Origin of the sequence: Pseudoalteromonas shioyasakiensis (assembly GCF_001550135.1) — a bacterium.
Taxonomy (GTDB): Bacteria; Pseudomonadota; Gammaproteobacteria; order Enterobacterales; family Alteromonadaceae; genus Pseudoalteromonas; species Pseudoalteromonas shioyasakiensis.
The window spans coordinates 129,528-155,039 of sequence record NZ_LRUE01000015.1; the positions used below are offsets into that span (position 1 = coordinate 129,528).

Annotated in this window: 18 protein-coding genes; 7 read left to right on the forward strand and 11 right to left on the reverse strand. The window is 39.2% G+C overall.

The genetic code is table 11. The features are described from left to right. Window positions 1–36: 36 nt before the first annotated feature. Both PASHI_RS09810 and PASHI_RS09815 read left to right on the forward strand, forming a co-directional pair. Window positions 37–1,047: an alpha/beta hydrolase family protein gene (locus tag PASHI_RS09810; protein WP_062565454.1), complete on the forward strand. Its 1,011-nt coding sequence runs from the start codon at window positions 37–39 to the stop codon at window positions 1,045–1,047. Window positions 1,048–1,274: 227 nt separating this feature from the next. Continuing rightward, the gene (locus PASHI_RS09815; RefSeq protein WP_062565455.1) at window positions 1,275–2,351 is read left to right on the forward strand and encodes a sel1 repeat family protein; all 1,077 of its coding nucleotides are present in this window, start codon (window positions 1,275–1,277) and stop codon (window positions 2,349–2,351) included. Between the two features lie 180 nt (window positions 2,352–2,531). Here the strand turns inward: PASHI_RS09815 and PASHI_RS09820 are convergent, their stop codons facing one another. The 3 genes from PASHI_RS09820 to tmpT form a co-directional block, all read right to left on the reverse strand. Next, on the reverse strand, window positions 2,532–4,862 hold the full coding sequence (locus PASHI_RS09820) for a S9 family peptidase (RefSeq protein ID WP_062565456.1): 2,331 nt from the start codon (window positions 4,860–4,862) through the stop codon (window positions 2,532–2,534). Between the two features lie 94 nt (window positions 4,863–4,956). Then, the gene (locus PASHI_RS09825; RefSeq protein ID WP_062565457.1) at window positions 4,957–5,757 is read right to left on the reverse strand and encodes a DODA-type extradiol aromatic ring-opening family dioxygenase; all 801 of its coding nucleotides are present in this window, start codon (window positions 5,755–5,757) and stop codon (window positions 4,957–4,959) included. Window positions 5,758–5,869: 112 nt separating this feature from the next. Next, window positions 5,870–6,502: a thiopurine S-methyltransferase gene (tmpT, locus tag PASHI_RS09830; RefSeq protein WP_062565458.1), complete on the reverse strand. Its 633-nt coding sequence runs from the start codon at window positions 6,500–6,502 to the stop codon at window positions 5,870–5,872. A 97-nt stretch (window positions 6,503–6,599) separates the two neighbouring features. On the opposite strand from tmpT, the gene PASHI_RS09835 reads away from it, so the two are divergent. Then, window positions 6,600–7,481 (forward strand): LysR family transcriptional regulator, encoded by an 882-nt coding sequence (locus PASHI_RS09835; protein ID WP_062565459.1) that lies wholly within the window; start codon window positions 6,600–6,602, stop codon window positions 7,479–7,481. Here the strand turns inward: PASHI_RS09835 and PASHI_RS09840 are convergent. Beyond that, window positions 7,476–8,051 carry a DJ-1/PfpI family protein gene (locus PASHI_RS09840; RefSeq protein ID WP_062565460.1) on the reverse strand — a complete coding sequence of 192 codons (576 nt, stop codon included), beginning with the start codon at window positions 8,049–8,051 and terminating at the stop codon, window positions 7,476–7,478. The genes PASHI_RS09835 and PASHI_RS09840 overlap by 6 nt on opposite strands. 126 nt (window positions 8,052–8,177) lie before the next feature. Here PASHI_RS09840 and PASHI_RS09845 point away from each other — a divergent pair, with 126 nt between their 5' ends. Further along, the gene (locus tag PASHI_RS09845) at window positions 8,178–8,882 is read left to right on the forward strand and encodes a hypothetical protein (protein ID WP_054563110.1); all 705 of its coding nucleotides are present in this window, start codon (window positions 8,178–8,180) and stop codon (window positions 8,880–8,882) included. Between the two features lie 29 nt (window positions 8,883–8,911). Here PASHI_RS09845 and PASHI_RS09850 read toward each other — a convergent pair whose 3' ends face one another. From PASHI_RS09850 to PASHI_RS09870, 5 genes are all read right to left on the reverse strand, one after another. Next, complete coding sequence (locus PASHI_RS09850; protein WP_156426477.1) at window positions 8,912–9,856, reverse strand: hypothetical protein; 945 nt, start codon at window positions 9,854–9,856, stop codon at window positions 8,912–8,914. Window positions 9,857–9,890: 34 nt separating this feature from the next. Then, window positions 9,891–11,357, reverse strand: a complete 1,467-nt coding sequence (locus tag PASHI_RS09855) for a DNA recombination protein RmuC (protein WP_062565462.1) — start codon at window positions 11,355–11,357, stop codon at window positions 9,891–9,893. A 229-nt stretch (window positions 11,358–11,586) separates the two neighbouring features. Continuing rightward, on the reverse strand, window positions 11,587–14,730 hold the full coding sequence (locus PASHI_RS09860) for a DEAD/DEAH box helicase (RefSeq protein WP_062565463.1): 3,144 nt from the start codon (window positions 14,728–14,730) through the stop codon (window positions 11,587–11,589). Between the two features lie 415 nt (window positions 14,731–15,145). After that, window positions 15,146–16,108 carry a hypothetical protein gene (locus PASHI_RS09865; protein ID WP_062565464.1) on the reverse strand — a complete coding sequence of 321 codons (963 nt, stop codon included), beginning with the start codon at window positions 16,106–16,108 and terminating at the stop codon, window positions 15,146–15,148. A gap of 14 nt (window positions 16,109–16,122) precedes the next feature. Continuing rightward, window positions 16,123–17,361 carry an AAA family ATPase gene (locus PASHI_RS09870; RefSeq protein ID WP_062565465.1) on the reverse strand — a complete coding sequence of 413 codons (1,239 nt, stop codon included), beginning with the start codon at window positions 17,359–17,361 and terminating at the stop codon, window positions 16,123–16,125. Between the two features lie 769 nt (window positions 17,362–18,130). On the opposite strand from PASHI_RS09870, the gene PASHI_RS09875 reads away from it, so the two are divergent. Next, entirely contained in the window at window positions 18,131–19,345 is a 1,215-nt protein-coding gene (locus PASHI_RS09875) for a hypothetical protein (RefSeq protein ID WP_054563104.1), read from the forward strand. Between the two features lie 58 nt (window positions 19,346–19,403). On the opposite strand, the gene PASHI_RS09880 is transcribed toward PASHI_RS09875, so the two are convergent. Then, a complete protein-coding gene (locus tag PASHI_RS09880; RefSeq protein ID WP_062565466.1) occupies window positions 19,404–20,279 on the reverse strand; it encodes a DNA replication terminus site-binding protein in 876 nt (291 codons plus the stop codon). Window positions 20,280–20,712: 433 nt separating this feature from the next. On the opposite strand from PASHI_RS09880, the gene PASHI_RS09885 reads away from it, so the two are divergent. Then, the gene (locus PASHI_RS09885; RefSeq protein WP_062565467.1) at window positions 20,713–22,062 is read left to right on the forward strand and encodes a class II 3-deoxy-7-phosphoheptulonate synthase; all 1,350 of its coding nucleotides are present in this window, start codon (window positions 20,713–20,715) and stop codon (window positions 22,060–22,062) included. 62 nt (window positions 22,063–22,124) lie between these two features. On the opposite strand, the gene ppsR is transcribed toward PASHI_RS09885, so the two are convergent. Beyond that, window positions 22,125–22,934, reverse strand: a complete 810-nt coding sequence (gene ppsR / locus PASHI_RS09890) for a posphoenolpyruvate synthetase regulatory kinase/phosphorylase PpsR (RefSeq protein ID WP_058584340.1) — start codon at window positions 22,932–22,934, stop codon at window positions 22,125–22,127. Window positions 22,935–23,086: 152 nt separating this feature from the next. Between ppsR and ppsA the strand changes: the two genes are divergently transcribed. Then, a complete protein-coding gene (gene ppsA / locus PASHI_RS09895) occupies window positions 23,087–25,462 on the forward strand; it encodes a phosphoenolpyruvate synthase (protein ID WP_054553332.1) in 2,376 nt (791 codons plus the stop codon). The last annotated feature ends 50 nt before the right edge of the window (window positions 25,463–25,512 follow it).

Consider the following 25,512-nt stretch of genomic DNA (forward strand, 5'->3'; position numbering starts at 1 on the left):
GTTTAGTAACTTTTAGTCACCAATAAGGATGTTGTTGTGTATAAATTACTACTCTTTGCTAGCCTATTTCTCGCTGTTTTTTCTACCAGCGCAGCGAAAATTATCGATGATGAACACGTCACAAAAGAAACAGACTGCTTCACAGGTATCTTTGCTGACTATGATTCGTGGCATCAATTTATTGCGCAAAAGAATAAACGCAAAGCTAAAAACGAAGAAGCATACTTAAAGCGCATTAAAGCCTTTGAAGAAACCTTTCCACAAGATATGTTCGATAACTTTAAAGCTAATTTAACCTGCCATAATTTTAAATATCAGGTCGATAATGTTGAGGTGCTTGGTTATATCATCAAACCTAAAGTCATCAAGAATAAGCTTCCAGTATTAATTTATAACCGCGGCGGTAACGGTAATTTTGGCAGTGTTTATTTTGCAGCAATGATGCGCAATTTATTTCCTTTAGCAGAGCAAGGCTTTGTGGTTATCGGCAGCCAATACCGCGGTACATTAACTAAAAATGATGATTTAGATGAGTTTGGTGGCAAAGATGTTAACGACGTACTTGCGCTTATAGATTTTATTCCTCACATAGCAGGTGCAGATGAAAGCCGCATTGGCATGTTAGGAGTAAGTAGAGGCGGTATGCAAACCCACCTTGCGATGCAACACACAAACAAGATAAAAGCCATTGCAACCATTGCAGGGGCGACTGATTTAGTCAAAGAGCTTACGTTTAGACCTAACATGGAAAAAAACGTGTATGTGCGTCGTATCCCCAATTATAAAGAGAACAAACAAGCAGAGCTTGAAGCACGCTCTGTGATGAACTGGGTTGATAAGCTATCACCTAAAGTGCCCATATTACTTATTCATGGCAGTGACGATAAACGAGTATCGGTCGAAAACTCAATTCAATTTGCCAAAGCGCTAGATAAGCATCAAATACCTCATAAACTTGTGGTGTATGAAGGTGATAACCACTTTTTAATGAACCATAAAGAACAACTTGAATCAGAGCTAGTTAATTGGTTTAACAGCTATTTGTAAGTTTAAAGGGTCAAAACCCTCTCTAACGAACTAGCTAACAAAGTTTTTAAAGCCATTATGAATCAAAAGGTAAAATCTTGAATAAATTTTATCTTGATAAGATTATTATCAAGTAAGGTGTTATGGTGAGTATTTTTTAATACTATTAAATCAGGCTTTATAGACAATTACATATTATCTATCAACAAGCTAAAAGAATAAATGGGTCTCTATTAAGGAAACTAAAAATGACAAGGAAATGGCTTTTTGCATTATGCTGCAGTATTTTTTCAAGCTCAGTCGTTGCGGTAACTATTGAGGATGTGAATGTAGCAATTAATGATACTTTCAATTATTTACATTCTAATAAATCTATCACAGAGATCGATGAAAAACGCCTTCAAAATAATATTGATATCCTTGAGTCAGGCTCTCGAGAAATGACATTTTCTCCTGAAGATTTTGCAATCATACTACGCGCTCAGTTAAATGCCGCCGAAGCTATTAATAGAAAGTACAAATTTAATAACCTTCCTATCGATGTTTCTCAAGTACAAAAACTACTTAATAACTTAGATGACTTAAAAGAAGTAACTGACTCATATCTAGGTGACCTTGAATATACTGCGGGACAAATTTCAGCTCATCAATTAGATAATTACAGCTTAGCTTATCGTTATTGGTCAACGTGTGGGGAATCAGGTCATGCTGGGTGCATGAATATATTAGCATCTAGCTACGAAAGTGGTGAATTTGTTGTGGAGCAAGATCTTGATAAAGCAGTCTATTGGCATTCCAAAACAATAAATACCGGTATACGTTGGATGTGTGCAGGACTGTTTTCAGCACGCCGATTAGCAATCCTTAATACAATAGGCATAGAGACTCATAAATCAACATCTTTTTGGCTAGATACAGCTTCAGAACTGAGAGCAAAATTAGCAACTCATACGGATAAACCAGGTGTCTGTGATGAAGACAGTGAATATTTGCTTAACTATGTTTTACTTGGTTTTGATGATAAATGGCTCGATAAAATAGCAAAAATAAAACTAGATTCAAAAAATATAGTTAATAATGGCCGAGAAAAGTATTTATCTCTTTTTAGTAAGGCTAAAACGATTGAAGAATTACAGCCAGCGTTAGATATTATGTATGATGACAATAGACGCTGTATTGGCGCAGAGGAATTTGCGTTAAAAGTACGAAGAGATAGCACAGCATTGAGTCAGATTTTAAACTACGTATCAAATTTAGACCCTGAACAATGTGCTGCAGAAAAATATACCATCAACCGCCTACACCAACAAAGTATGGCAGATTAAAAGAGAGACCATGTCACTATAGAATTACAATAGACAAAACTTTTTCCTTATCAAATTTATACATAACCCTCGTAATTTTTTCGTGTAACGGGGGTTTACAGTTTGCATAAAAAAACCGCAGCTTAATGTCTAAGCTGCGGTCTTAATGTCTAAGCTGCGGTATTTTTTAATAAAGCATATTTACTTGTTAAGTAAATGCTTTTCGAAGAAGTTAGCCATCATAGTGTGATAGTGCAGGGTAGTGCCTTTACCTTCTCGTAGGCTGTGAGAACGGTTCGGGTAAGAGAAAAACTCGAACTGTTTATTGTGCTTAACTAATTCGTTAATTAAACGCTCTGAGCCTTGGTAGTGTACATTATCATCTCCGGTACCGTGGATCAGTAGCAACTTACCTTGCAGGTCTTTTGCAAAGGTGATCGGAGACGTGTTGTCGTAACTTTCAGGATCAGTATTTGGGTTACCCGCATAGCGCTCTTGGTAGATAGTATCGTACAAGCGAATATCAGGCACTGGGGCAGAGGCAATCCCAACTTTATATTTATCACCATGGCGGAATAACAAATTAAGCGTTGAACTACCACCACCTGAGTGACCCCATACACCAACACGGTCGGTATCAATGACATCCCAACGTTTTACCATTGCATCTAGGGCGTCAACTTGGTCACGCACGGTTATAGAGCCTATTTTTTTGTAGATAGACTTACGCCAATCTCTGCCCTTTGGTGCGCGCGTGCCGCGGTTATCAACTGAAGCAACAATAAAGCCTTGCTGAGTTAGATACGACTTGTATAAGTAACTGTTACCTTCCCAGCGATCTTGTACTGTTGAGCCCCATGGCTCACCGTAAACATAGAAAACGATTGGGTATTTTTTGCTTTTATCCATATTCGCTGGGAACATGATGTAGCCATCAAGCTCAACACCATCGCGCGCATTAACCGTAAAGAACTCGTGAGTCGGTAATTGCTCAGTCGCTAATTTCTCTTTTAATGCTTTGTTCTCAACTAAGGTTTTCACATTACTGTGATCGCTTACTTTGATGATCTCTTTCATTGGTGGGGTGCCAAATTTAGAGAAAGTATGCATTGCCCAAGAGGTATCTTTAGACATGTAATAGCTGTTTGAACCATCAAATGACGCAGGCGTTACGCGCACCGGTTTAGAGCTGCCATCAAGCGAGGTACGGAATAAGTAACGCTGGCCCGGATCATCCGGTGATGCAGTAAAGTACATAACGTTTTTATCTTCGTTGAGCGCTAACATATCAATGATGTCGTACTCGCCCGGTGTTAAATCGACTATCGTTTTACCATCGCGAGATACACGGTACAAATGGCGCCAGCCATCACGCTCACTGTGCCAAATAAAGAACTTACCGTCTTTTGACCAGTTTGCTTTATAAAACCATTCAATAAAGGCATCGTCTTTATCTTCAAGAATTTTAGTCAGCTGCTGTTTTTGCCAGTCGAATAACCAAACCTTGTTGTGGCTTTGCGGGCGGTTAAGATCTTGGATCATCAAAGATTCACCAGTGCCTGCCCAGCTAATACGTGGAATATAACGATCGCGATTATCACCACCTAGTTCAGCCCAACGGGTTTTCTTGTCATTAAGACTAACCACCCCCACTTTAACCGCAGAGTTCATCTCGCCGGCTTTTGGATACGGGAATTCTTTAAGGGTAGGGTAGAGATCATCGGTGTTATTGATCATGGTGAAGTATTTCACGCCACTGGTATCAAGCTGCCAATAGGCAATTGATTTGTTGTCTGGACTCCAGCGAAAACCATCACGAATGGTAAATTCTTCTTCGTATACCCAGTCAAAATTACCATTAACAATGGTGTCGTTACCGTCAGTGGTTAAAGCAGTCACAGCCTTGCTGCCGACTTTTTCCATGTAGATATTGTTATCACGCACGTAAGCTACTTTTGAGCTATCTGGTGAGAACTTAGCAAACATCAGCTTTTTCGCTTCGATGTTTTCGCCACCTAACTGATACAGCGAATCAGTTTCGAGGTTTAATAGCCAAAAATCACCACGGCTACGTGAGCGCCACACTTGCTCGCCATTGGTAAAAACCATCAGCCATTTACCATCTTTAGACCATTGATAGCTTTCAACAGTGAGTGGCTCTTTATCACCTTTGGGAATTAATTTTTCGTAGCTAACCAGTACCTTACGACCCGTGACATCAGCGTTATAAAACACAATATCATTGCCTTTTACGCCGTGCTCATCGTCTTTAGCTTTGTCGTCTTGGTTGTTTTTATCGCTTTCGCGCTCTTCAAGTACCGTATAACCAGTACCATCATCGAGCCACGTAAAATAGGTGCTACGCTCAGCTTTAAAGTCTTTTTCTTTATAAATTTGTTCAAGCGAGAGCGAATTAGCCGTTGCGTTCACTGTTGCTGATGGTGTGCTTACTTGCTCTGTACTTGAGCATGCTTGCAAACCTAAACCCGCAACCACAGCAAACGCAAGGGTTGATGTTTTTATCAAGTTCATTTTGTTGTTCCTAGGTTTTAACTTACCTAGCGTACCAAAATAAACTTATAAAATCTGAGCTTTTATCGTGTTATCAGGGGGGTTGAACTTAAACTCAATCGTCCCACAAGAACATACTGGCTTGCTTATTGGCAATACGTAGTTCGTAGATATCACTACAAGGGCGCATCGCCGCACCATAGCAAACATGTAACGGCAATAAGTGCTCTTCTCGAGGATGACTAAAACGCGCCACAGGGGCCATTTGCCATTCTAATAACTTAGCTTGTCGCTGCTGTTCACTCAGTTCAGTATTGCCACAGACATCGACTAACCATTGCTCAAAAGCCATATTTTGCGCTTTAATTTCAGCGGTTTCAGGGGTGAAAAATGCGCGCATATTATGAAAAGTAAAGCCAGAACCAATGATCAATAAATTATCGTAATCAAGCTGTTGTAAAGCCTCACCTATCGCTAGGTGTAAGCTCGGCTCAAGGCTTGGATGTAACGACAATTGCACACAAGGTATATCTGCTTCTGGATACATAATTTTCAAAGGCACATACATACCGTGATCAAAGCCACGAGATGGGTTTAATGTGCTATCGATATTAGCTTTTGCCAATGCTTGATGTACTTTTTCGGCAAGGGCTGGTTCACCTGGGCTTGGGTACTCAATACTGTAAGCAGGCTCAGGAAAACCATAGTAATCATAAATTAGCTCAGGAGCTGCGCTCGAAGTAATGCTAATAGGGTTCGCTTCCCAGTGCGCACTCACCATCAAAATAGCTGACGGCTTTTGAATTTTTGCAGCAATAGACTGCAAACAAGTGACCATATCGGCATGACTTGGATCGCCAAGTAAAGGCATAGGACCGCCGCCATGAGAAACAAAGAAAACGCGTGGCTTTTGCATAAATGTGCTCCTTAAATACACTTTTCACTATAGTGCACGCACAGAGATACAAAAACTAGCCAGAAAAACGCACAACTAGAGTGTGAATTTACACACCACTAGTTTGTAAGTACTAACTTAAATGCCAAGCTACGTTCATGGCGGGGACTTGCCCTTTTAAGCCACCTTCGAGAGGTTCCTTGCACAGTAATGTTAGTTGATAAAAAGCATCGTAGTGCTGATGTAGCTCATCGGCGACTACACTAAACGGCGGGCCCGAAAACTCATTTTGCTGATACTCAAAGACCACCACTAATTGTTTAGCTCTATTGGTCAACTCTAGTAAATGCTGGGTATAGCGAATGCGCATTGGCTTTGGCAGCGCAACTAAGGCAGCACGGTCATAAACCGCGTTGATAGTGCCAAGTTCATTCGCGGTCAGTGCAAAGATATCACCTACCCAAACGGTTAGATTTGCGCCTTGGTAACGTAATAGCTCGCCGTGTTGGCTGATTTCGGGTTCTAGCTTTAACTCATCAAATAATTGCTTAATGGCAATCTCACTAAGCTCAGCCCCAACAACACGCATACCTTGTGCTAGCAAATAATGAATGTCGTGAGTTTTTCCGCACAGTGGTACAAAAACAGTATCGCCTTGCTGCAAATTCAAGTTAGTAAAATACTGATCTAGATAACGGTTAACGTCTCCTTCATGAAAACCAATTTCGTTATTTTCCCAACGTTGATGCCAATGCTTTGCGTCCATTACATACCCCTAAAATGTTTCAATAAAAACATGATAACTAATTACAAAAATGCTAAAAATAGCAAGATAAACAAACTATGATTGCATAAATGAGAACATGATTGACGATATTGCCCTATTCATACAGATTGTTAAACAAGGCGGCCTAAGTAATGCGGCTGAAAGCTTGTCGTTGCCTACCGCAACAGTATCGAGACGCTTGCAACGACTTGAGCAACGCCTAGGCGAGCAGCTTTTAAATCGCTCAGCAAGGCAATGCACGTTAACACAAGCAGGAGAGGTGTATTTTCAAAGTTATGTTGAATTAATTGAGCAATTTGAACAAACTCACCGCCAACTTAATGAGCAAAAAGCACAATTGTCAGGAAAGCTTAAAGTTTTAGCACCTCTGAATATTAGTCATGGTTTCTTAAAGCCGATGTGGCTCGCATTCACTAAACAGTACCCTGATATTCAACTTGAGCTACTGCTTAATAACCAACTTGTAGATCTCAGTAAAAGCCAAGCTGATATAGCAATAAGAGTCGGGCCGCAGGCTGATTCTATGCTCCATCAGAAAAAGTTAGGCAGTGTTGATACCTTATTTGTAAGCACAAAAGCATACCTTGATTCGTCACCTACCATAGAAGAGCCTGCAGATTTAAAACAGCATAGGTTAATTGGTACCACGTTGAGAAATAAATGGCAGCTAACTAATACACAAACAAATGCAACTCATACTCACATGTGCCGCTTTGCTAGTACTTTTAACGATACTGGATTTGTAAAATACTTAGTTTGTGATGAGCAAGGTATCGCTTTGTTACCTCGGTTTGAGGTTATCGATGAATTAAAGTCTCAGCAGTTAGTTCAAGTACTGCCACACTGGCGAGGAGAAAACCGCGACATTTATGCCATCTGGCCAAGCGCACGTTTACTGAGTAAAAAGGCTGCCTGTTTAAAACAGTTTATAACCGACTATATTGCTGAACAATTATAACGTCTGCCATTTATATTCCATCTGTTTGGCGGTCAGTAGGGCGTGTTCGTAACTAATAAATTCAGCGACTAACGCTAGGCTCATATCAATGCCTGCAGAAATTCCTCCTGAGCTGGTAAACTTACCGTCGGTGACCCAACGAGTATCTGCAATCACATTGAGATCAGAAAACAAAGCAGCCAGCTCAGGTTGATCTTGCCAATGAGTCGTGACATTTTTACCGTTCAAAAGCCCTGTTTTGGCAAGCAAAAACGCCCCCGTACAAACACTCGCAACACGCTTGGTGTTAGTGGCTGTGTGTTTTAACCAAGTAATAACCTCTGCTTTTTCTAGCTCTCGTGTATGGTCACCACCAACCACAACAAGGAGATCAAGCGAAGGGCAGTCAGCAAAGCTGTAATGGGGGTTTACACTATAACCACCGCGGGCAAGTACAGGACTATCACTTTCGGCAATTAAACTCACTTGCCAATCATTATTCGCTAGGCGCTTAGCAGTACTAAACACCTCAAACGGACCTGAGAAATCGAGTACTTCGGCATCATCATAGATGTAAATTCCAATATTCATACAATTGTTCCTATTATGTGGATTTATTTCTCAAGTAAAAAAACGTACTATGCCATTTTTGCAGTTCGTTAATGACATATTATTAAATTGCGCACTGTATACAAATAAAACTTCAAGGCATTGTTAATGCGTTTTTTATTCTTATTGAGCGTGCTGCTGGTTGGTTGTAAAACAACACAGCAAAGCGTTGCTGAAATTAGTGAAGTATCGCCGGGCACTATTTATTTTCAGGGCGAAACATCAAAGCAAAATGTTGAAAAGTTCGAACAGTTATTAGTAAGTAGCGATCAACAAATCAACACCTTGGTTATTAATAGCCAAGGTGGTGATGTGATGGCGGGTTTACATTTAGGTGGCTTAGTTCATGAATATCAACTCGATGTTGTGGTACACGAGCTTTGTGCATCGTCTTGTGCAAACTATGTACTTACCGCAAGCCCACATGTCCTCGTTGAAGAGCAAGCCGTTATCGGCTGGCATGGGGGCTCATTACAGCCATTATACGTGCCCATGGAGCAACCGCCTGAGGTCGCTAGCTATATAGCAAAATGGCAAGCCGCAGAGCGACAATTCTTCGATATCATTAATGTTGAACAGGCAGTTACTATCATAGGTATGATGCCTGGTATTACAGAGAAACGTGATTCTGCTATTTATAGTTACGACGCCCAAACCCTGAAGCGTTTAGGGTTGCATATTGAGTTTGCTGGTGCGCAAACAGGGATGTCAGCAAGTGGCGAAAAACTAGCGCAGGTATTCGAACTTGAAGAGTCTGTACTTAACCACTTTTTGATGCTCAACGATATTGTTTCAGCAGAACTTATTAACTAATAAAAAGCCAACATGACGTTGGCTTTTTATTAGTTATGTTGGCTAAGCCAAGAGTGGATTTGTTTAGCACTTCTTGGTGACACTATTTCAGCACGACGTTTTAACTCTTTATGCCACGCCAGATCATTTAAAGCCGCATCACTTAATGGCGCGTTTCTGTCTGTGTTTTTTAGCACATAATAGGCGTCTACAACATCCGCAAGGCTAATACTATTGCTTGTAGCAAAGCGTTTAGACATTGACGCTAACGGCTTATTCAACGAACTATTAACCGATAAAGGGATCAAGCTGTCGGCAGGGTATGATGATGCAATACCATCGTTTTTCATCGCTGGCCAAATAGTGTATGTGGAGCCCGGTTTTTGCTGCTCAAGTAATGCAATAACAGAACTAAAAGGCGAAGTTTGATTGCTTATAACTACCGGCATTTTAAACGTGTGGAATGCACCAAAGAGTAAGATTGCACGGCGCTGCTTAGCGAAAACATGCTGATTTATAGCCTCTAAATAGCCAGTTTCACGGCTACGCTCTAGCTTTTGCCAATCCTCTTTAGAGAGGGTTTGCCAGTTCATTGCAGGCTCAGCAAGGACAAGGCGAACTTTATGTTCACGGGAACTATTAAGCTGTTTTAACTTTAAAACTAATTGCTCATAAACATCATATTGCCATGCCATAAAATACAGGGTGTCGCGCCAAATGTGCCTTACGTCATCAATGCTTATATTCTGTTTGCTCAACAAATATTGATCAGCTAAATCTTGATACCGCGCATTACCAAACTCAACGACAAGATCATCAATCTGCTGCCAGTTACTAGGCTCATCTAAGTATTTAATAAGCCTAGTAACAACATGCTCGCTGCCATGAACATCACCAATCGCAACGAGTTTATTAGCGTGTAACGCTTTATTAAGTTGGCTGTCGTAATCATAATTTGCAGCTTTGACATTACTTGCAAAACATACAGATGCCAAGACAACAAACCCGATGAGCTTTAAAACCTGCATATTAATCTAACTCTAATTGTGCTTTTTCAACAGTTTCCGCGGGTAACTCTTTTTGAACAGAAACCCCCAATTCTTTGAACTCTGAGGCCTGCTTAATCAAGTTTCCTTTACCACGATACAGCTGAGAAAACGCTTTATCATAGCTTTCTTTGGCGCGATCTAATTGCTTACCAACCCCTTCCATACTGGTTAGGAAACTATTGAGTTTGTTGTAAAAACGCTCTGCACGAGCGGCAAGCTCTTTTGAGTATTTAGTTTGCTCTTCAAAACGCCACAGTTGTTTTACGATATTCAAGCTAGTCAATAAGGTCGTTGGAGTTGCAACTAAAATGTTTTTTTCGATTGCTTGCTGATAAATATCACTCTGGTACTTAAGCGCTTCAACAAATGCAGATTCTATTGGTACAAACATGATCACCACTTCGGGGGAGTTAATACCAGGTAGTCTGTCGTAGGCTTTGCTTGCTAACTCGTTTATACGTGATTGCACCGCGGTGACATGCTCTTTAAGCGCTTGCTGCGCTTCAAGCTCTGTATCGGCATTTACATAGCGTGTATACGCGTTTAAAGAGGTTTTAGCATCGATAACTAAATGACGTTGCTGAGGTAAATACACCACAACATCTGGGCGTAGACGGCCATCTTCTGTGTTAAACGATACTTCTCGCTGATAATCTACTCCAGCACGCAGCCCTGCGCTGTCTAGTACGTTTTCAAGCATTAACTCCCCCCAATTACCTTGGGTTTTCTTTTGCCCTTGTAATGCGGTGCTCAGCCTATCAGCTTGTTCGGTGATAGCTTGGCTTTTAGCCTGTAAATGCAACAACTCAGTTTTTAGTGCTGCACGCTGCTTTAGATCTTCCACGTGGATCAATTCCATCTTATCGCGAAAGCCTTTTAGCTCTCCCTGAACCGGTTTTAAAAGTTGCTCAATACTCTCTTGGTTTAAGGTTTTAAAACGCTGCGATTTTTCTTCAAGGATTTGATTAGCGAGGTTTTCAAACTCTTTTTTGAGTTGCTCTTTGCTTTCTTTGATATGACTAAGCTGCTCTTTAAAATGCAGTTCTTTTTGTTCTATAGTGCTTCTTAAGGTACTTAAATCAACATCGCGCTGATTGAGTGCAGCTTTAGTATCAGCTAGCTCAGCTTCAACTTGACGCCAAAACTGGTTGTATTGTTGTGCTTGCTTTTCTTGCTCTACAAAGCGGGTTTTAAAGTGTTGAGACTCATCACGTTGCTCAGCGTAATCTTGCTGTAACTGCGAAAGCGTAAGTTGGCTTTGTTCAAGTTGCAGCTGCTTTTGTTCTAAATGATTTTGCTGGATTTGCTGACTATTTTGCAGTTCGGTTAACTGATTTTTTAAGCGACTTTTTTGTAAGGCAAAAATAACACCACTTGCAACAGCACCTACAGCAGCACCAAGCACACCACTTTGCCAATTAATCTGTGCAATCAGCTCTGTAATCATAACGAAAACTCAATAACTTAAAGACACATCATCATAACGAATTAGTGCTCAGCAGAGTAGGGGGTTTAGGCATAAAAAAAGCCAGCTCAAAGTGAGCTGGCTCTAACATTACTAAAATTTAGTAACCAAATGGGAAATCAACATAATGCTTATGTAAACTGCAATTTAACAACAAGCATAATAATAGACGCCCCAAAATTTGATTAGTTCAAAAAAACTTTAAAAAAATTTAATTTTTTATCAGAGCAAGCATTTGCTCTTCATCAAACTGAGTGAAACTCATTGATTTTTCGGTAAATAATGCATCAACAAGGGCTTGCTTATGCTGCTGCATTTTAAATACTTTTTGTTCAATTGAGTTAGCCATAATCAATTTATAAACAAACACTGGGTTAGTTTGGCCAATACGGTAGGCACGATCTGTCGCTTGTTTCTCAACAGCAGGGTTCCACCAAGGATCAAAATGAATCACAGTATCGGCTTGAGTTAGGTTTAACCCTGTACCGCCGGCTTTTAAGCTAATTAAAAACACGGATGTATCACCTTGAGTAAACTCTTCGATAACACGGTCGCGGTGTCTTGTTTGCCCGGTAAGCATACTAAAACTGATGCCTAATTCATTTAATCGCTCTGCTATCACATCAAGTGCCATGGTGAATTGACTGAAAATAATCACCTTACGACCTTCGCTAAGCATGATAGGCAAATGCTTAGATAACCATTCAAGTTTAGCGCTACCAGCCTGTGAACTAGGGTCGATCAATTTTGGATGACAACAGATTTGTCTGAGCTTTAATAATGCATCTAAAAAGGCTAGCTTACTTTTTTGTACTCCTTGCTGTGCAAATAGGTCGACTAATTTCTGCTCTAAAGATTCAGTTATACCGTTGTAAATTTCTTTTTGTTTGCTCTCAAATTCAAACTCTTTAACTAGCTCAGTCTTCTCTGGTAGCTCTTGCGTTACCTGTGCTTTAGTACGACGCAAGATAAATGGCATGATCAACGACTTAAGTTCATCAGCTCGGGCAACGTCGTTATCACGCTCAATTGGCGTTTGAAAATAGCTCTTAAAATGTGCTTGCGAACCAAGTAAAGAAGGCATTGCAAAGTCGAGCAAAGATTTAAGCTCAAATAAGTTATTTTCGATAGGCGTGCCGCTTAAGCAGAGCTTAAAGTCAGCATTAAGGCGCTTAACCAAGCGTGAAACCTGCGCAGCGTCGTTTTTAATATATTGCGCTTCATCAAGAATGATGTTTTCAAAATACAGCGGCGAATAAAAGGCAATATCACGCTTCAATAGAGGATAAGTTGTTAAAATACAATCTGCTTGCGACAACTGTTGTAATTGGTCGCTGCGCGCAGCACCGAAGACGGTGGTAATTTTTAAGTTACTCGCAAATTTATTAATTTCACTTTGCCAGTTACCAACCAAGCTGGTTGGGCAAACAATTAACGTGGGGCCTGCTTGTGGTGATTGCTTGGCATTAGCTAAAAAGGCAATAACTTGTAGAGTTTTACCTAGCCCCATGTCATCAGCCAAAATACCACCAAGCTGGTGACGTTTTAAAAAGTTAAGCCAATCAACACCATGTTGTTGATACTCACGCAATTGCACACCCTGGTTTAAGCCTTGAATATCGGACTTTTTAATAAGCTGTTGTGAGCTATTTAATTCAGCTAGGTAAGCATCTAGAGCATCGTCAACAATATTAACCTTAATTGCTTTTTGCTCGATGAGCTTAGGCAAAAACGACAAAGGCATTAAGATTTCGTCACGGGTTTTAATATGCTCAAAACGTTCACGATAATCATTAAGCTGCATCATCGCGGCCTTTTCAACCACAGCAAAGCGTTTTCCTACAGTAAAGTAATAAAAACGCTCACTTTGTCGATTAAGCGATTGATAAGTATTGTTATCAGTGACAAACAACTGTTGAGTTTTAACACCAGAGATCACGATTTTACTAACTATCTGATGACCTTTACCACGCTCAACTTGCAGTGAAAGCTGTTTAAGGACTTTGCCGACGGCTAACTCATCATTAATTTTCCAACCGCGTTTTAATAAGTTTGGAATTATTTCAAACTTTAACCAGTGCTCATGAATAACCGATTGTTTATTAAAGATAAACTCTGTTTGTAAAGCCCCTTTACATAATTCAAAGCCAAGGTTAGTTAATTCATTTACAACGGTGTTTTCTAATGACTGGTTTAATATATCAGCTGGCGCCTGGCTTAAATCATACAAAGAGTTTTGATAATTAAACTGCAATCCTAAGCGGATTGTGCCCTCGTCATTATTAATACTGATGACAGGGAATACAGTTCGAGCTAGGCTTTTTTTGCTTTCCTTAAATGCATGAGGGATCACACCTTCACCAAAATTATCATTGAGCTGTTGATAAACGCGGTCAAAGTTCTCTGTGTGAATAGCAGGCATATTGGCAAGTAGCGCTATTTCATCAGCCGTTAACGGAGTACGAATTCGGCCTACTTTTAGCTTTTCAGGGTCAAGGTAAGTAGGGGGCGTTGTTTTTAACAATAACCAATTATCTTGCCCAGCAAGCGTCATGCTCAATGACGTTAAGTCTTTGTTTTGTTTCCAATCAAACTCTAACGCTTGCATACTGTCAGCTTTAATTGCTTGGCGCGAACGGCCTAAAAACAAACGCTGGGTGGCAATTAATTGCTGTAGTGCTGCAAAGCCCCATTGACCTTTAAGCTCTAGTTTACCAAGGGCATTTTGAGAACGGATCCAGCTATATAACCGAAAATCCGATTCTAATAAATCAGTGGGGGTTACAAAACTATTTAATTGCTGCTCGGTAAGGTTACGACCAAGCGTATAGTTATGCTCAGCGTCATAATTAGCTATTTTAGGGGTAAGGGTTACAACTGATTTCTCTACATCAAGAACAAATAATAAAACCTGTTTGGCATTGTCACTAGCAACTTGCTTAAGGGTTTTTAGCTCACTAAACCAATCGTTAATGATGTAGTCTTCACCATAGTCACCTGAATGTTCAATTTTGAGTTTTAGGAGCACAGCTGCAATATGACGGCATTTAGTTTTAGAGCCACAAGTACAATGCGAATCGACCGAAAAACCACTTGGTAATTTACTGATCTCAATATGCTGAGTAAAAGTATTCCCTTCGTTACCAAACATAGATGCATCAATAACGCTAAAATCACTGTTATGTTCTAACCAGTTGATTTGGCCGTTCTGGTGATACTCTTTTGCTTTACTTAACACATGCGGCTTAAATAGCTGTTTAATGAAGCGCTCAGACAGAGGAAACTGAGTTTCTTGCTCTTGTTTGATTTCTTCAAAGATAGCTAATAAGTCATTTTTGGATAAGTTAGCAGACATAACGCTTTTGGCAGTAAAAACAAAAAATAATTCTGCCAGTATATGATCTATCGGACCAGAGCTAAAGCACTATTGAGCAATATTGGACTGGTTGGAGCTGATAACTTGGTAAAAATCTGCTTTAAAATAAAATCAAAGCTGAAAACTGACATGCTGAGTATTTAACAAACAACAATCGCACAAGATATAAACAGGTTAATAACAAGGCAGGGGCTTTACAGATCAATTTTTTACTAAGCAATCTAATTATGAGAGTAAAAAACCTGTAAAGGGGTTATTAGTTGGTAAAAAACTGATCTGAGAGTGTAATAAGTACCAATTTTACTGGTAATAGATCAATATTTTACTAACGAAAGGGAAGGGGAGATCACGCTTTTACTAACAGTAAAAGCGTGAGAGATCATTCTTTTACTAACTAATTAAAGCTATTTAATAGCTTAGTTAGCTGCTCTAAGCGTTTGTCTGTCATCACTTTATTATCGATTTTCACAGATAAATCACCGCTTTTTATGTTACGTTGTACGCTGACAAACTCACTATCAATAAGGGCTTCACGACGGCTTGGCGCTGCTGGCTCAGCAGTTAATAGCTTGGTAATTGCAAGAGCACGTTTATCATCGCTGCTGATTTGCGCTATTTCGCTATCACTACTTACGTCATTTACAAGCTTGGTAAACAGCTGCTCATCACGCTCTTTGGCACTAATAAGCTTTTTAGCTACTTCACGGCCAACATGATTCGCAGTTGGGTAAAGACTTAAAACCTCAGAAGGTAGATTCTCAAACGCTTTAATAGCATCAGCAATAGCAGTGTGTGATACACCTTCAATTGCCGCAATCTCACGATAAGAGCCTTTTTTCCCCTCAGCAATAAGCTCATCACGGGTCTGTTGATATGCTTGACCTAGCTCCCATAGACTTGGGGCAATGTATTGATCAGATGATACAGCAAGAATTTTAGCATCTTGATCTGTGAAATCTTCAGAGCTTAAAACTAAGTAATCAGAGTTACTTAAGATACATGCTTTTCGACGACGAGAACCTGCTAATACAAGCATTTCGTCACCTTTATCCCAACATAGGGCAGGGTGCTGGTTACGGCCGTCTTCGGCAATTGCAGGAAGGATATCGGCAACTGACTTTTCATTTAGTAATGATTGTACACGGCGGTTTTTACCATAGACCTTTGTTTTAGCTTCAATTTCTGAGCTTGGAATAACCTTACACACCAAAGTAATTTGACGTGTAGGATCGCTTGGAGCAGGCATACTGATAACATCACCAGCAGAAGCTTGCTCTAGCAAAGCATCTAAACTGCTACTTTCGATAGACGTTGAAAAAGGGTCTAAGCTGGTATCGTTTTTACGTTTTTTAGCCATTTTTATTAATTACCTTACTTAGCTGTATTTAGAGACGATTGAGTTGACTGCCAATTAGAACGGATCAGCATTTCAAGTTCATCAACTACATCTTTGATATTTTCTTGCGCACGAAGTAGTGACTCACGACTAGCTAAGCTATCTGACGTTTTTTGATCAAAAATGGTATTAAAAGAAGATGAGCTGGCGGTAATTGCCGAGCTATGATTAATTGGGTAACTCATTACTTGACGACCAAATGCACTACGAACATCTTTAACGATGTCGCGCTGTGAATGGTTCCCTTTAACATAGTTAGTTACTAAGAATTGCATGAAGTCCCAACCTTGGTGGCCAAGCGCAGCAACTGTATGGTAAATCTCGCCTAATCGCTTTAAGTATTTATTGTTTGCATCAAAGTCTACAGCTTCAGGATGAACAGGAATAAGCATCGATGTAGAAGCCATTAATGCATTATAAAACATAAAGTTAAGTGATGGAGCTGTATCAATTAGAATAATATCAAATTGATCTTTTACCGGTTCAATAACTTTTTCGAGCAATTTATGATAGTGACGAGTTTTATCATAACTAGAGCTATCTTTTAATAAAGTTGCTGTTTCATGCTCGAAGTAAAAGTCATCCATACCAGAAGGCAAAATACGTATATTAGGTATATGGGTAGGTAAGAAAGAGTTCGATACTAACTCATCCCAGGTTTCGTTTTCTTCAAGCTCAATGCAATCACGCATTAAATCACCAACTGTAATTGGATCAGGCTCACTTGGTGGGAAAAAGCTTGATGAAGAACCTTGTGGATCAAGGTCGATAATACCAATTCTGTATCGTTTAATATTGGTAGTAGCAAGTGCAGCAGCAATGTTTACCATGCTGGTAGTTTTACCACAACCACCTTTTAAGGAGTTAATAACAATAACTTGTAATTTATCATCAACTGTACGGTGATCAGGCTTAATATCCATGATATCAGCCATAGCAAAGATATTTACTAAGGTATAAGCGTAGTGGCCATTTGCACCACGTTTGATATCAAGTGCATCAAAATCACCATTATCATGACGTCGTTTTAAGGTACGATTATTACAGCCTAATAAGTCAGCGGCTGCTTTTTGCGTATAAGTACGAAGTTCTTTTTCTTCAGACTTTAAATGGGCACGATAATGTTGAATACGTCCTTCTAGCGATTTTTCAGCAACTTCTGCTGTCGCTTTTAGTAACCTATAAGTGGCTAGCGCATTATTATTGATAGACATACTTTCTTCCTCAAAGTTATGCTTTAAGTATAATGTCCATTCAAATTGCTGTAAACAAGTATTTAAGGCGACATACCTTTTATTTATAAGACATTTAATAAAAATTTGTAACTTTACTGATGCTAAGTATAAATAAGTAAGTTTAATATCGGTTAAGTATATAGGTATATAAGGTTAAGATGCTAAAATAGTGAAATATATTACTGATTTCGTTGAATATTTAGTAAAAAGCCAGATCGTGTTTTTACTTGGTAAAGATCAGATCTTTAATGACTCGCAGATCAGCCAATTACTAAGCAAAAAATGAGCTTTCGACTTATGCACAGTTTAACCACTGGTTTACTCACAAAAATAGTGGTGTAGATCAATTTTTTACTAACTAAATTATAAAGTTATGCACCGAGAGCATGACTAAAATGCACAATAAGTTAGTATGGATCTGATCTATAGTTGGTACAGATCAGATCTATGCTAACTTAAGAGCTGTTTATCCACATGGAGTTTTAAAAAAGCAATTTATGTCGTGTTAATTAGCTTTAAAAAGGTGATTCACCGGACATAATTTGAACTGAGTTAGTAAAATCGCGACCTATCAACTATAACTTAGTAAAAATCTGATCTAAAAATCAGCTATTACGAAACAGTTAGTATAAAACTGATCCGAAGAAATAAATTATGATCGGATCAAGTTTATACTAACTTAAACATTTAACTTTTGAAGTTTTATGTGTTGTTATTAACTGTCGAAGAAAAATTGGAAATAAGAACAATGAGCCGAAAGGTCAACATCTCGGTAGATAACTTACCCGATACATTACGCGGGCAGATCCACGGGGTGGAAAGTGCAATAGATAATGAAAGTCTTGCACTATTTACAGACAACAAAGATGTGCGTGTTTCAATTGAAAATGCTGCACATGGTTTGAGAGCTTACTCAAATACATTTAATCATTATGATTTATGGGGACGATTTGTCCGTTCTGGTCATAAGAAGCTTCCGGTTGAAGAAGCACCAAAGAAAACCATCGTTACACGAAAAATCTCTGAAAAAGTAGACGGCATTCTTTATGATGGTGAAATCAAAATTACACCTGCGGTAGTAAGCACAAGAAAAGATGGTGAAGATGTTGAATATCTTGTTTGGCCATCTGATCGTGAAGAAAAGGTCGAACGTGCCTTAATTCGTTTAGCCTCAAAAGGTAAAATTGTAAAAATCAATTTTAAGTCTGGTATTCAATACGCGGTTGTTTTTTCAATGAATGAATTAGCGCAAGAGCTGAAAGCTGTTGGTCAGTCGATGCCTTATCCGCAAATCAAAGAATCATTAGAAGCATTACAAGGTTCTAAACTTTCTTTTAAATATTCAGCAACAGATACTCGTAACTCTGATATTGATGACTCATTTTACGAATCGAACATGAACTTTTTATCGTCGCTTCATTTTAGTGGCAAAAAAGGTCAGGGTGGTAACGTAAAATGTGTAGCTTGTTTGAATGCCTTCGTTCATAACATGATCGACAACCTTGAGTACAAAGGTTACTATTTTAATAGTGCTCAAGAATTAAAACGTGGTTTATCTCGTTGGATGATGCTTCGTTTATATCATCTATGGCGTTATGCGGCACCGGGTAAGACCTACCATTTCCGACTATTATCTATTATGGAAAAATATGGCTCTATTTATTCAACAGACGAAATTACCGAGAATAAATTAAAAGCTTTGCGTCGTGATATGACTACGACAATGAAAGACTTAATTGAGAAAGGTGCAATCTCTGAATATAACATTACCAATGTCAAAGATGACAAAACGGGTAATATTATTGATTACACATATGAGATGCATCCATCTGATCAATTTTGTGATGAGATTCTTACGCTTAATAAGCATAACAAACGAATCGAAATTCAAGGTGGGAAACGCATTGTTGAAAATGCAGTTTTAATCGATGAAGATAAAATTGAAGAAATAGTCGAAGACTAATTTCTTTAATACTACTAACTACAAATAAAAGGCCACTGATGTGGCCTTTTTAACATAATCAATCTGTTACTTGTTCTAAGTAAAGTCTATCAACTAAGAAATCATATTCTCTTTTTCGAGGATGACTTTCTGGTTTTTGATAATCAGTTAATGTACCCAGTTTTACATCTGGTTCTGGGTTTATCAAAATAAAAGGTAAAGCAGCACTAACATGATATCGGTTTTGAGCTGTATACCTCACATTAACTTGTGGACTAACTCTTGTTGGTCTACGAATTCGTAATTTTTCTTTATCACCTAAACTTGCAACACGACTTTGTTCTTGTGCAACTAGCGCTTGCCAAGAGTGTTGGTCGATCATTCTTGGATTAGAATAACTAGCCGATTTATCGAGCATTGCTAAGGCCATTTTTTTAGTTAGCGTTTTAGTTGCGTGTTTGTGCATCCAAGTAAAACGAACAGAGTAGGGCGATTCAGTTTCAAAATGGATCTTACGATATGCAGCAAGTGTAATGAGATTAGGCACAGCATTGTGAACCGCTTCAAATCGCGCATCATTATTATCGATAGCTATTACACTATTTTTAAAATCAGCTTTGGCTTTATTTAACTGATTTATCCTTGCAATGAAATGTTGCTTATCGACATCTTTTAAAACTAATAAACCTGGATGTCTTTTTAATACTCGACTACTTAATCCTGTCTTTTTATAAAAATCACCAAAGGAATTTAGAATTAACTTATGAGCATCATCGCCTTCAATTTTTTGTACACTAATTGAAGAAGGGACTTTCTTTTCGTCGTTTATGTCGATATCTGGCAATTGATAATATGATGCCTTATGAAAACCCACTTCCTTTAATTCTTCACAAAACAAATGAGTTAACTCACTTACTAAATCAAACTGACTGCGTATTTCTAACTTCGTACTCATAGGAACACATCTTACTTATTGTTAGTTCAATTGTAACCTTATCTTTTGATATTTTGTAGTTTAAATTTTCCATGTAGCTGACCTTACATCTTAATTAAACTTAGTATGATGTGTTCCTTCCATTCCATTAGTACAAGTTTTTAATTTGATCAATGTAGAACTCAAAAAGTATATTTTAAGCATGTAAAGCTGAGGTTACAGTAAGGCATTAACTAGGTAAGATGTGTTCTTGTGCTGTGCGGTAACGAATAAGGTGTCAAAGATGTGTAACTGACTGGTTTGAAACAATAAAATGTTGGAACCCTAATTGTTAATATCGAAACTATTTATCAAATAACGAAATAATCGTAAATAGCTGAATATTGTCCTTGAACTTAGTACGTGCAATAAGTTAGTTTTCGTTAACGGTCTATGTTAGGAATGAGGAAAGAACATGCAATCGTGGAACCCAGACAGCTGGAGAAAACTGCCGATACTTCAGCAGCCAGAGTACCCAGATCAAGAAGCCCTTAAATCTGTTGAAGGGCAATTAAAAAGCGCACCACCTTTGGTATTTGCCGAAGAGACGCGTAGCTTATACAAACAACTAGAAGCTGTATGTGAAGGTAGAGCCTTCTTATTACAGGGTGGTGATTGTGCAGAGTCATTTAGTGACTTTAATGCCGCAAATATCCGCGATACATTTAAAACACTTTTACAAATGGCCGTTGTTTTAACTTATGGTGGTAAATGCCCTGTAGTTAAAATTGCGCGTATGGCAGGTCAGTACGCTAAGCCTCGCTCATCAGATTATGAAACAATCGATGGTGTTTCATTACCTTCGTACCGTGGTGATATCATCAATAATTTTGAATTCACAGAGCAAGCCCGTGTACCTGATCCACAGCGATTGATGACGGCATATCATCACAGTGCTGCAACGCTAAATTTATTACGCGCATTCGCACAAGGTGGTTTAGCCGATTTACACCAAGTAAACCGTTGGAACATGGGTTTTGTAGCAGCAAATCCGCTTAAAGAAAAATACCAACAGCTAGCTGACAGAATTCAAGATGCGCTTGAATTTATGGAAGTGTGTGGTATCGACTCAACCGTTGCACCGAGCTTAAAAGAAACAGACTTATTTACATCACACGAAGCGTTGTTATTAGGTTATGAAGAAGCACTAACACGCCGTGACCACTTATCAGGTGATTGGTACGATTGTTCTGCACACTTTGTTTGGATTGGTGAACGTACACGTCAACTTGATCATGCACACATCGAATTCTTTAAAGGTATTAAAAACCCTATCGGTGTGAAAGTTGGCCCGAGCATGGACCCAGATGAGCTAATCAAACTTATTGATGCAGTTAACCCTGATAACATTCCAGGTCGCTTAACGTTAATTACACGAATGGGCGCTGATGTTCTTCCAGAGAAACTACCGGCACTAGTACGTAAAGTACAACAAGAAGGCCGTAAAGTTATTTGGAGCTCAGATCCAATGCATGGTAATACTGAGAAAGCGAGCTCAGGTTATAAAACACGTAGCTTTAATAATATTCTTCGTGAAATTAGCCAGTTCTTCGCAGTACACAAAGCTGAAGGTTCATACCCAGGTGGTGTTCACCTTGAAATGACTGGCCAGCACGTGACTGAATGTACTGGTGGTGCGTATGGATTATCTGATGAAGATTTAGCACAACGCTACCGCACACAGTGCGACCCACGCTTAAATGCGGATCAAGTTTTAGAACTAGGTTTCTTAGTTGCTGACTTATTAAAAGACGCACGTAAGTAACACTAAGTTATTCAAAAAAGGCTGCATATTGTAGCCTTTTTTCATGTCCGATACTAAATAAGTTAGTACTTACGTCTTTCAAGTCCAGTATCAGATATAATCTTTGCAGAAATTTCTTCTACTGAATGATGAGTTGAATTTAAAAATTGAATCTTCTGCTTTTTATAAAGCATTTCTACTTCACGTACTTCGATACGACACTGTTTTAAAGACGCATATTTTGAATTTGCCATACGACGCTGGCGAATATCGGCAAGGCGAACTGGGTCAATCGTTAAACCAAAAAGTTTATGCTTGTAAGCTTTTAAACACTCAGGCAGGGTGCCTCTTTCTAAATCATCTTCTGTTAGCGGGTAATTGGCTGCTTTAATACCATATTGTAATGCTAGGTATAAACTAGTGGGTGTTTTACCGCTTCGGCTAACCCCCACTAAAATAATGTCAGCTTCAGAGTAGTTTTTAATGTTAGCGCCATCATCATTGGTCAACGCATAGTTAACCGCATCAATACGAAAATCATAACTTTTCTCGTGCATTGAATGCGTTCTATGAACCTTAGGTACCGGCGCAACTTTTAACTCTTGAGAAATTTTATCACTGTATTGTGATAAAAAGTCATAACACACCGCGCAAGACGATTTAATAATTTCACTTAGCTCGTGGTTAACAAAAGTGAAGAACACGAGTGGCTGTTCTCCATCACGTTGCGCTGTTGAATTAATTAAGTTCTTAACTTCAATTGCTTTTTTTTCAGTTTCAACAAAAGGAATAGTTTTGTGATTAAACTCAACAGGAAACATAGATAAGGTCGCATGACCAAAGACTTCAGAGGTGATTGCTGTTCCATCAGAAATATAAAATGCAGTTCTCATATTTAACCTTTTTATTACCTTTATCTGCAAAATAGGGGCTTCACGGTTTACGTGAGGTCTGTTGCCAGTGTAGAATGACTACGACCTTTTTAGAAGGTTTTCTTTCTTAACTCTCACAGTTAGTACTACAATTTGTTTATGGAGAAAGATCCGTGCAAGAATACGTTCTCTGGTATCAAGAGCTTGGTATGCAAGATGTTCCTCGTGTTGGCGGTAAAAACGCTTCACTAGGTGAAATGATCTCAAACCTAGCTAACGCTGGTGTTCAAGTGCCAGGTGGTTTCGCTACAACCGCTGATGCATTCAATGAGTTTCTAGAGCAATCTGGTTTAAACTCAAAAATCCACGATATTTTAGACACATTGGATGTGGATGATGTAAATACACTCGCTAAAGTCGGTGCCGAAATCCGCCAATGGATTATCGATACACCATTCCAACCAAACCTAGACCAAGCCATCCGCGACGCATATAGCCAACTACACGGCGACGCATCACAAGATGTTTCATTTGCAGTTCGCTCATCTGCTACAGCAGAAGACATGCCAGACGCTTCATTCGCAGGACAACAAGAAACGTTTTTAAACGTACGTGGTATTGATTCAGTAATGACTGCTATCAAACACGTGTTTGCCTCACTATTTAATGACCGCGCTATTTCTTACCGTGTTCACCAAGGTTATGACCATCGTGGTGTTGCACTTTCAGCTGGTATCCAACGCATGGTTCGTTCAGATAAAGCAGCTTCAGGTGTTATGTTCAGTATTGATACTGAATCTGGCTTTGAAGATGTTGTATTTGTCACTTCAAGCTATGGTCTGGGTGAAATGGTTGTGCAGGGTGCTGTAAACCCAGATGAATTTTATGTTCATAAACCAACACTTGCTAACGGTAAACCAGCGGTAGTTCGCCGTAATATTGGTTCAAAAGCAATCCAAATGATTTACTCTGCAGATGAATCACATGGTAAGCAAGTTGAAATTGTTGACGTTGATTCGTCACTTTCAAACAAATTCTCAATCACAGATGCTGAAGTTCAAGAACTTGCAAAGCAAGCTGTGATCATCGAAAAGCACTACGGTCGTCCAATGGACATCGAGTGGGCAAAAGACGGTAACGACGGTAAGCTTTATATCGTTCAAGCTCGTCCAGAAACAGTTCGTTCCAACGAAGACGCTAACGTAATGGAGCGTTTCCAATTAAATGGTACAAGCACTGTTGTTGCTGAAGGCCGTGCAATTGGTCACAAGATTGGTTCAGGTACAGTACGCGTACTAGATTCAATTGATGAAATGGACAAAGTACAACAAGGTGACATTCTAGTTACTGACATGACTGACCCAGACTGGGAGCCAATCATGAAACGTGCCGCTGCAATTGTTACAAACCGTGGCGGTCGTACATGTCACGCGGCAATCATTGCTCGTGAATTAGGTATTCCTGCAGTTGTTGGTTGTGGTAATGCAACTGATTTAATTAAAGCAGGCCAAGATGTAACTGTTTCGTGTGCCGAAGGTGACACAGGTTATATCTACGAAGGTATTTTAGATTACGAAGTACTTACTTCACGTGTTGATGAAATGCCAGAGTTACCAATGAAAGTTATGATGAACGTAGGTAACCCTGATCGTGCATTTGACTTTGCACGCTTACCTCATGCAGGTGTTGGCCTTGCGCGTGTTGAATTCGTAATCAACCGTATGATTGGTGTTCACCCTAAAGCACTTCTTAACTTTGATGCTCAATCTGACGAGTTAAAAGCTGAAATCTCAGAAATGATGGCAGGTTATGAATCACCTGTAGAATTCTATATTTCTAAGCTTGTTGAAGGTATTGCAACACTAGGTTGTGCGTTTGCACCTGAGCGTGTCATTGTTCGTATGTCTGACTTTAAGTCAAACGAATATGCAAACCTTGTTGGCGGCCAGCAATATGAGCCGGAAGAAGAAAACCCAATGATTGGTTTCCGTGGTGCAGCACGTTATATCTCTGAAGATTTCCGTGACTGTTTCGCGTTAGAGTGTGAAGCGATTAAACGTGTTCGCAACGAAATGGGTATGACTAATATTGAAATCATGATCCCATTTGTTCGTACGCTTGAAGAAGGTAAGCGCGTTATTGAATTACTTGAAGAACATGGCCTTAAACGTGGCGAAAATGGTCTGAAAGTAATCATGATGTGTGAATTACCATCAAACGCGTTACTTGCAGATGAGTTCTTAGAATATTTTGATGGTTTCTCTATCGGTTCAAACGACTTAACTCAGTTAACATTAGGTCTTGACCGTGACTCAGGTTTAATTGCGCATCTATTTGATGAGCGTAACCCTGCAATCAAGAAACTATTATCAATGGCTATTCAAACTGCTAAAGCAAAAGGCAAATACGTAGGTATTTGTGGTCAAGGTCCTTCAGATCATGAAGACTTTGCAGCTTGGTTAGTTGAGCAGGGCATTGATTCTGTTTCTCTAAACCCAGATACAGTATTAGAAACTTGGTTATATCTTGCTAAGAAATTAGCCGACTAAGTACTTTATTTAATTAAAATAAAGATTCTGATATAAAAAATGCCAGCACT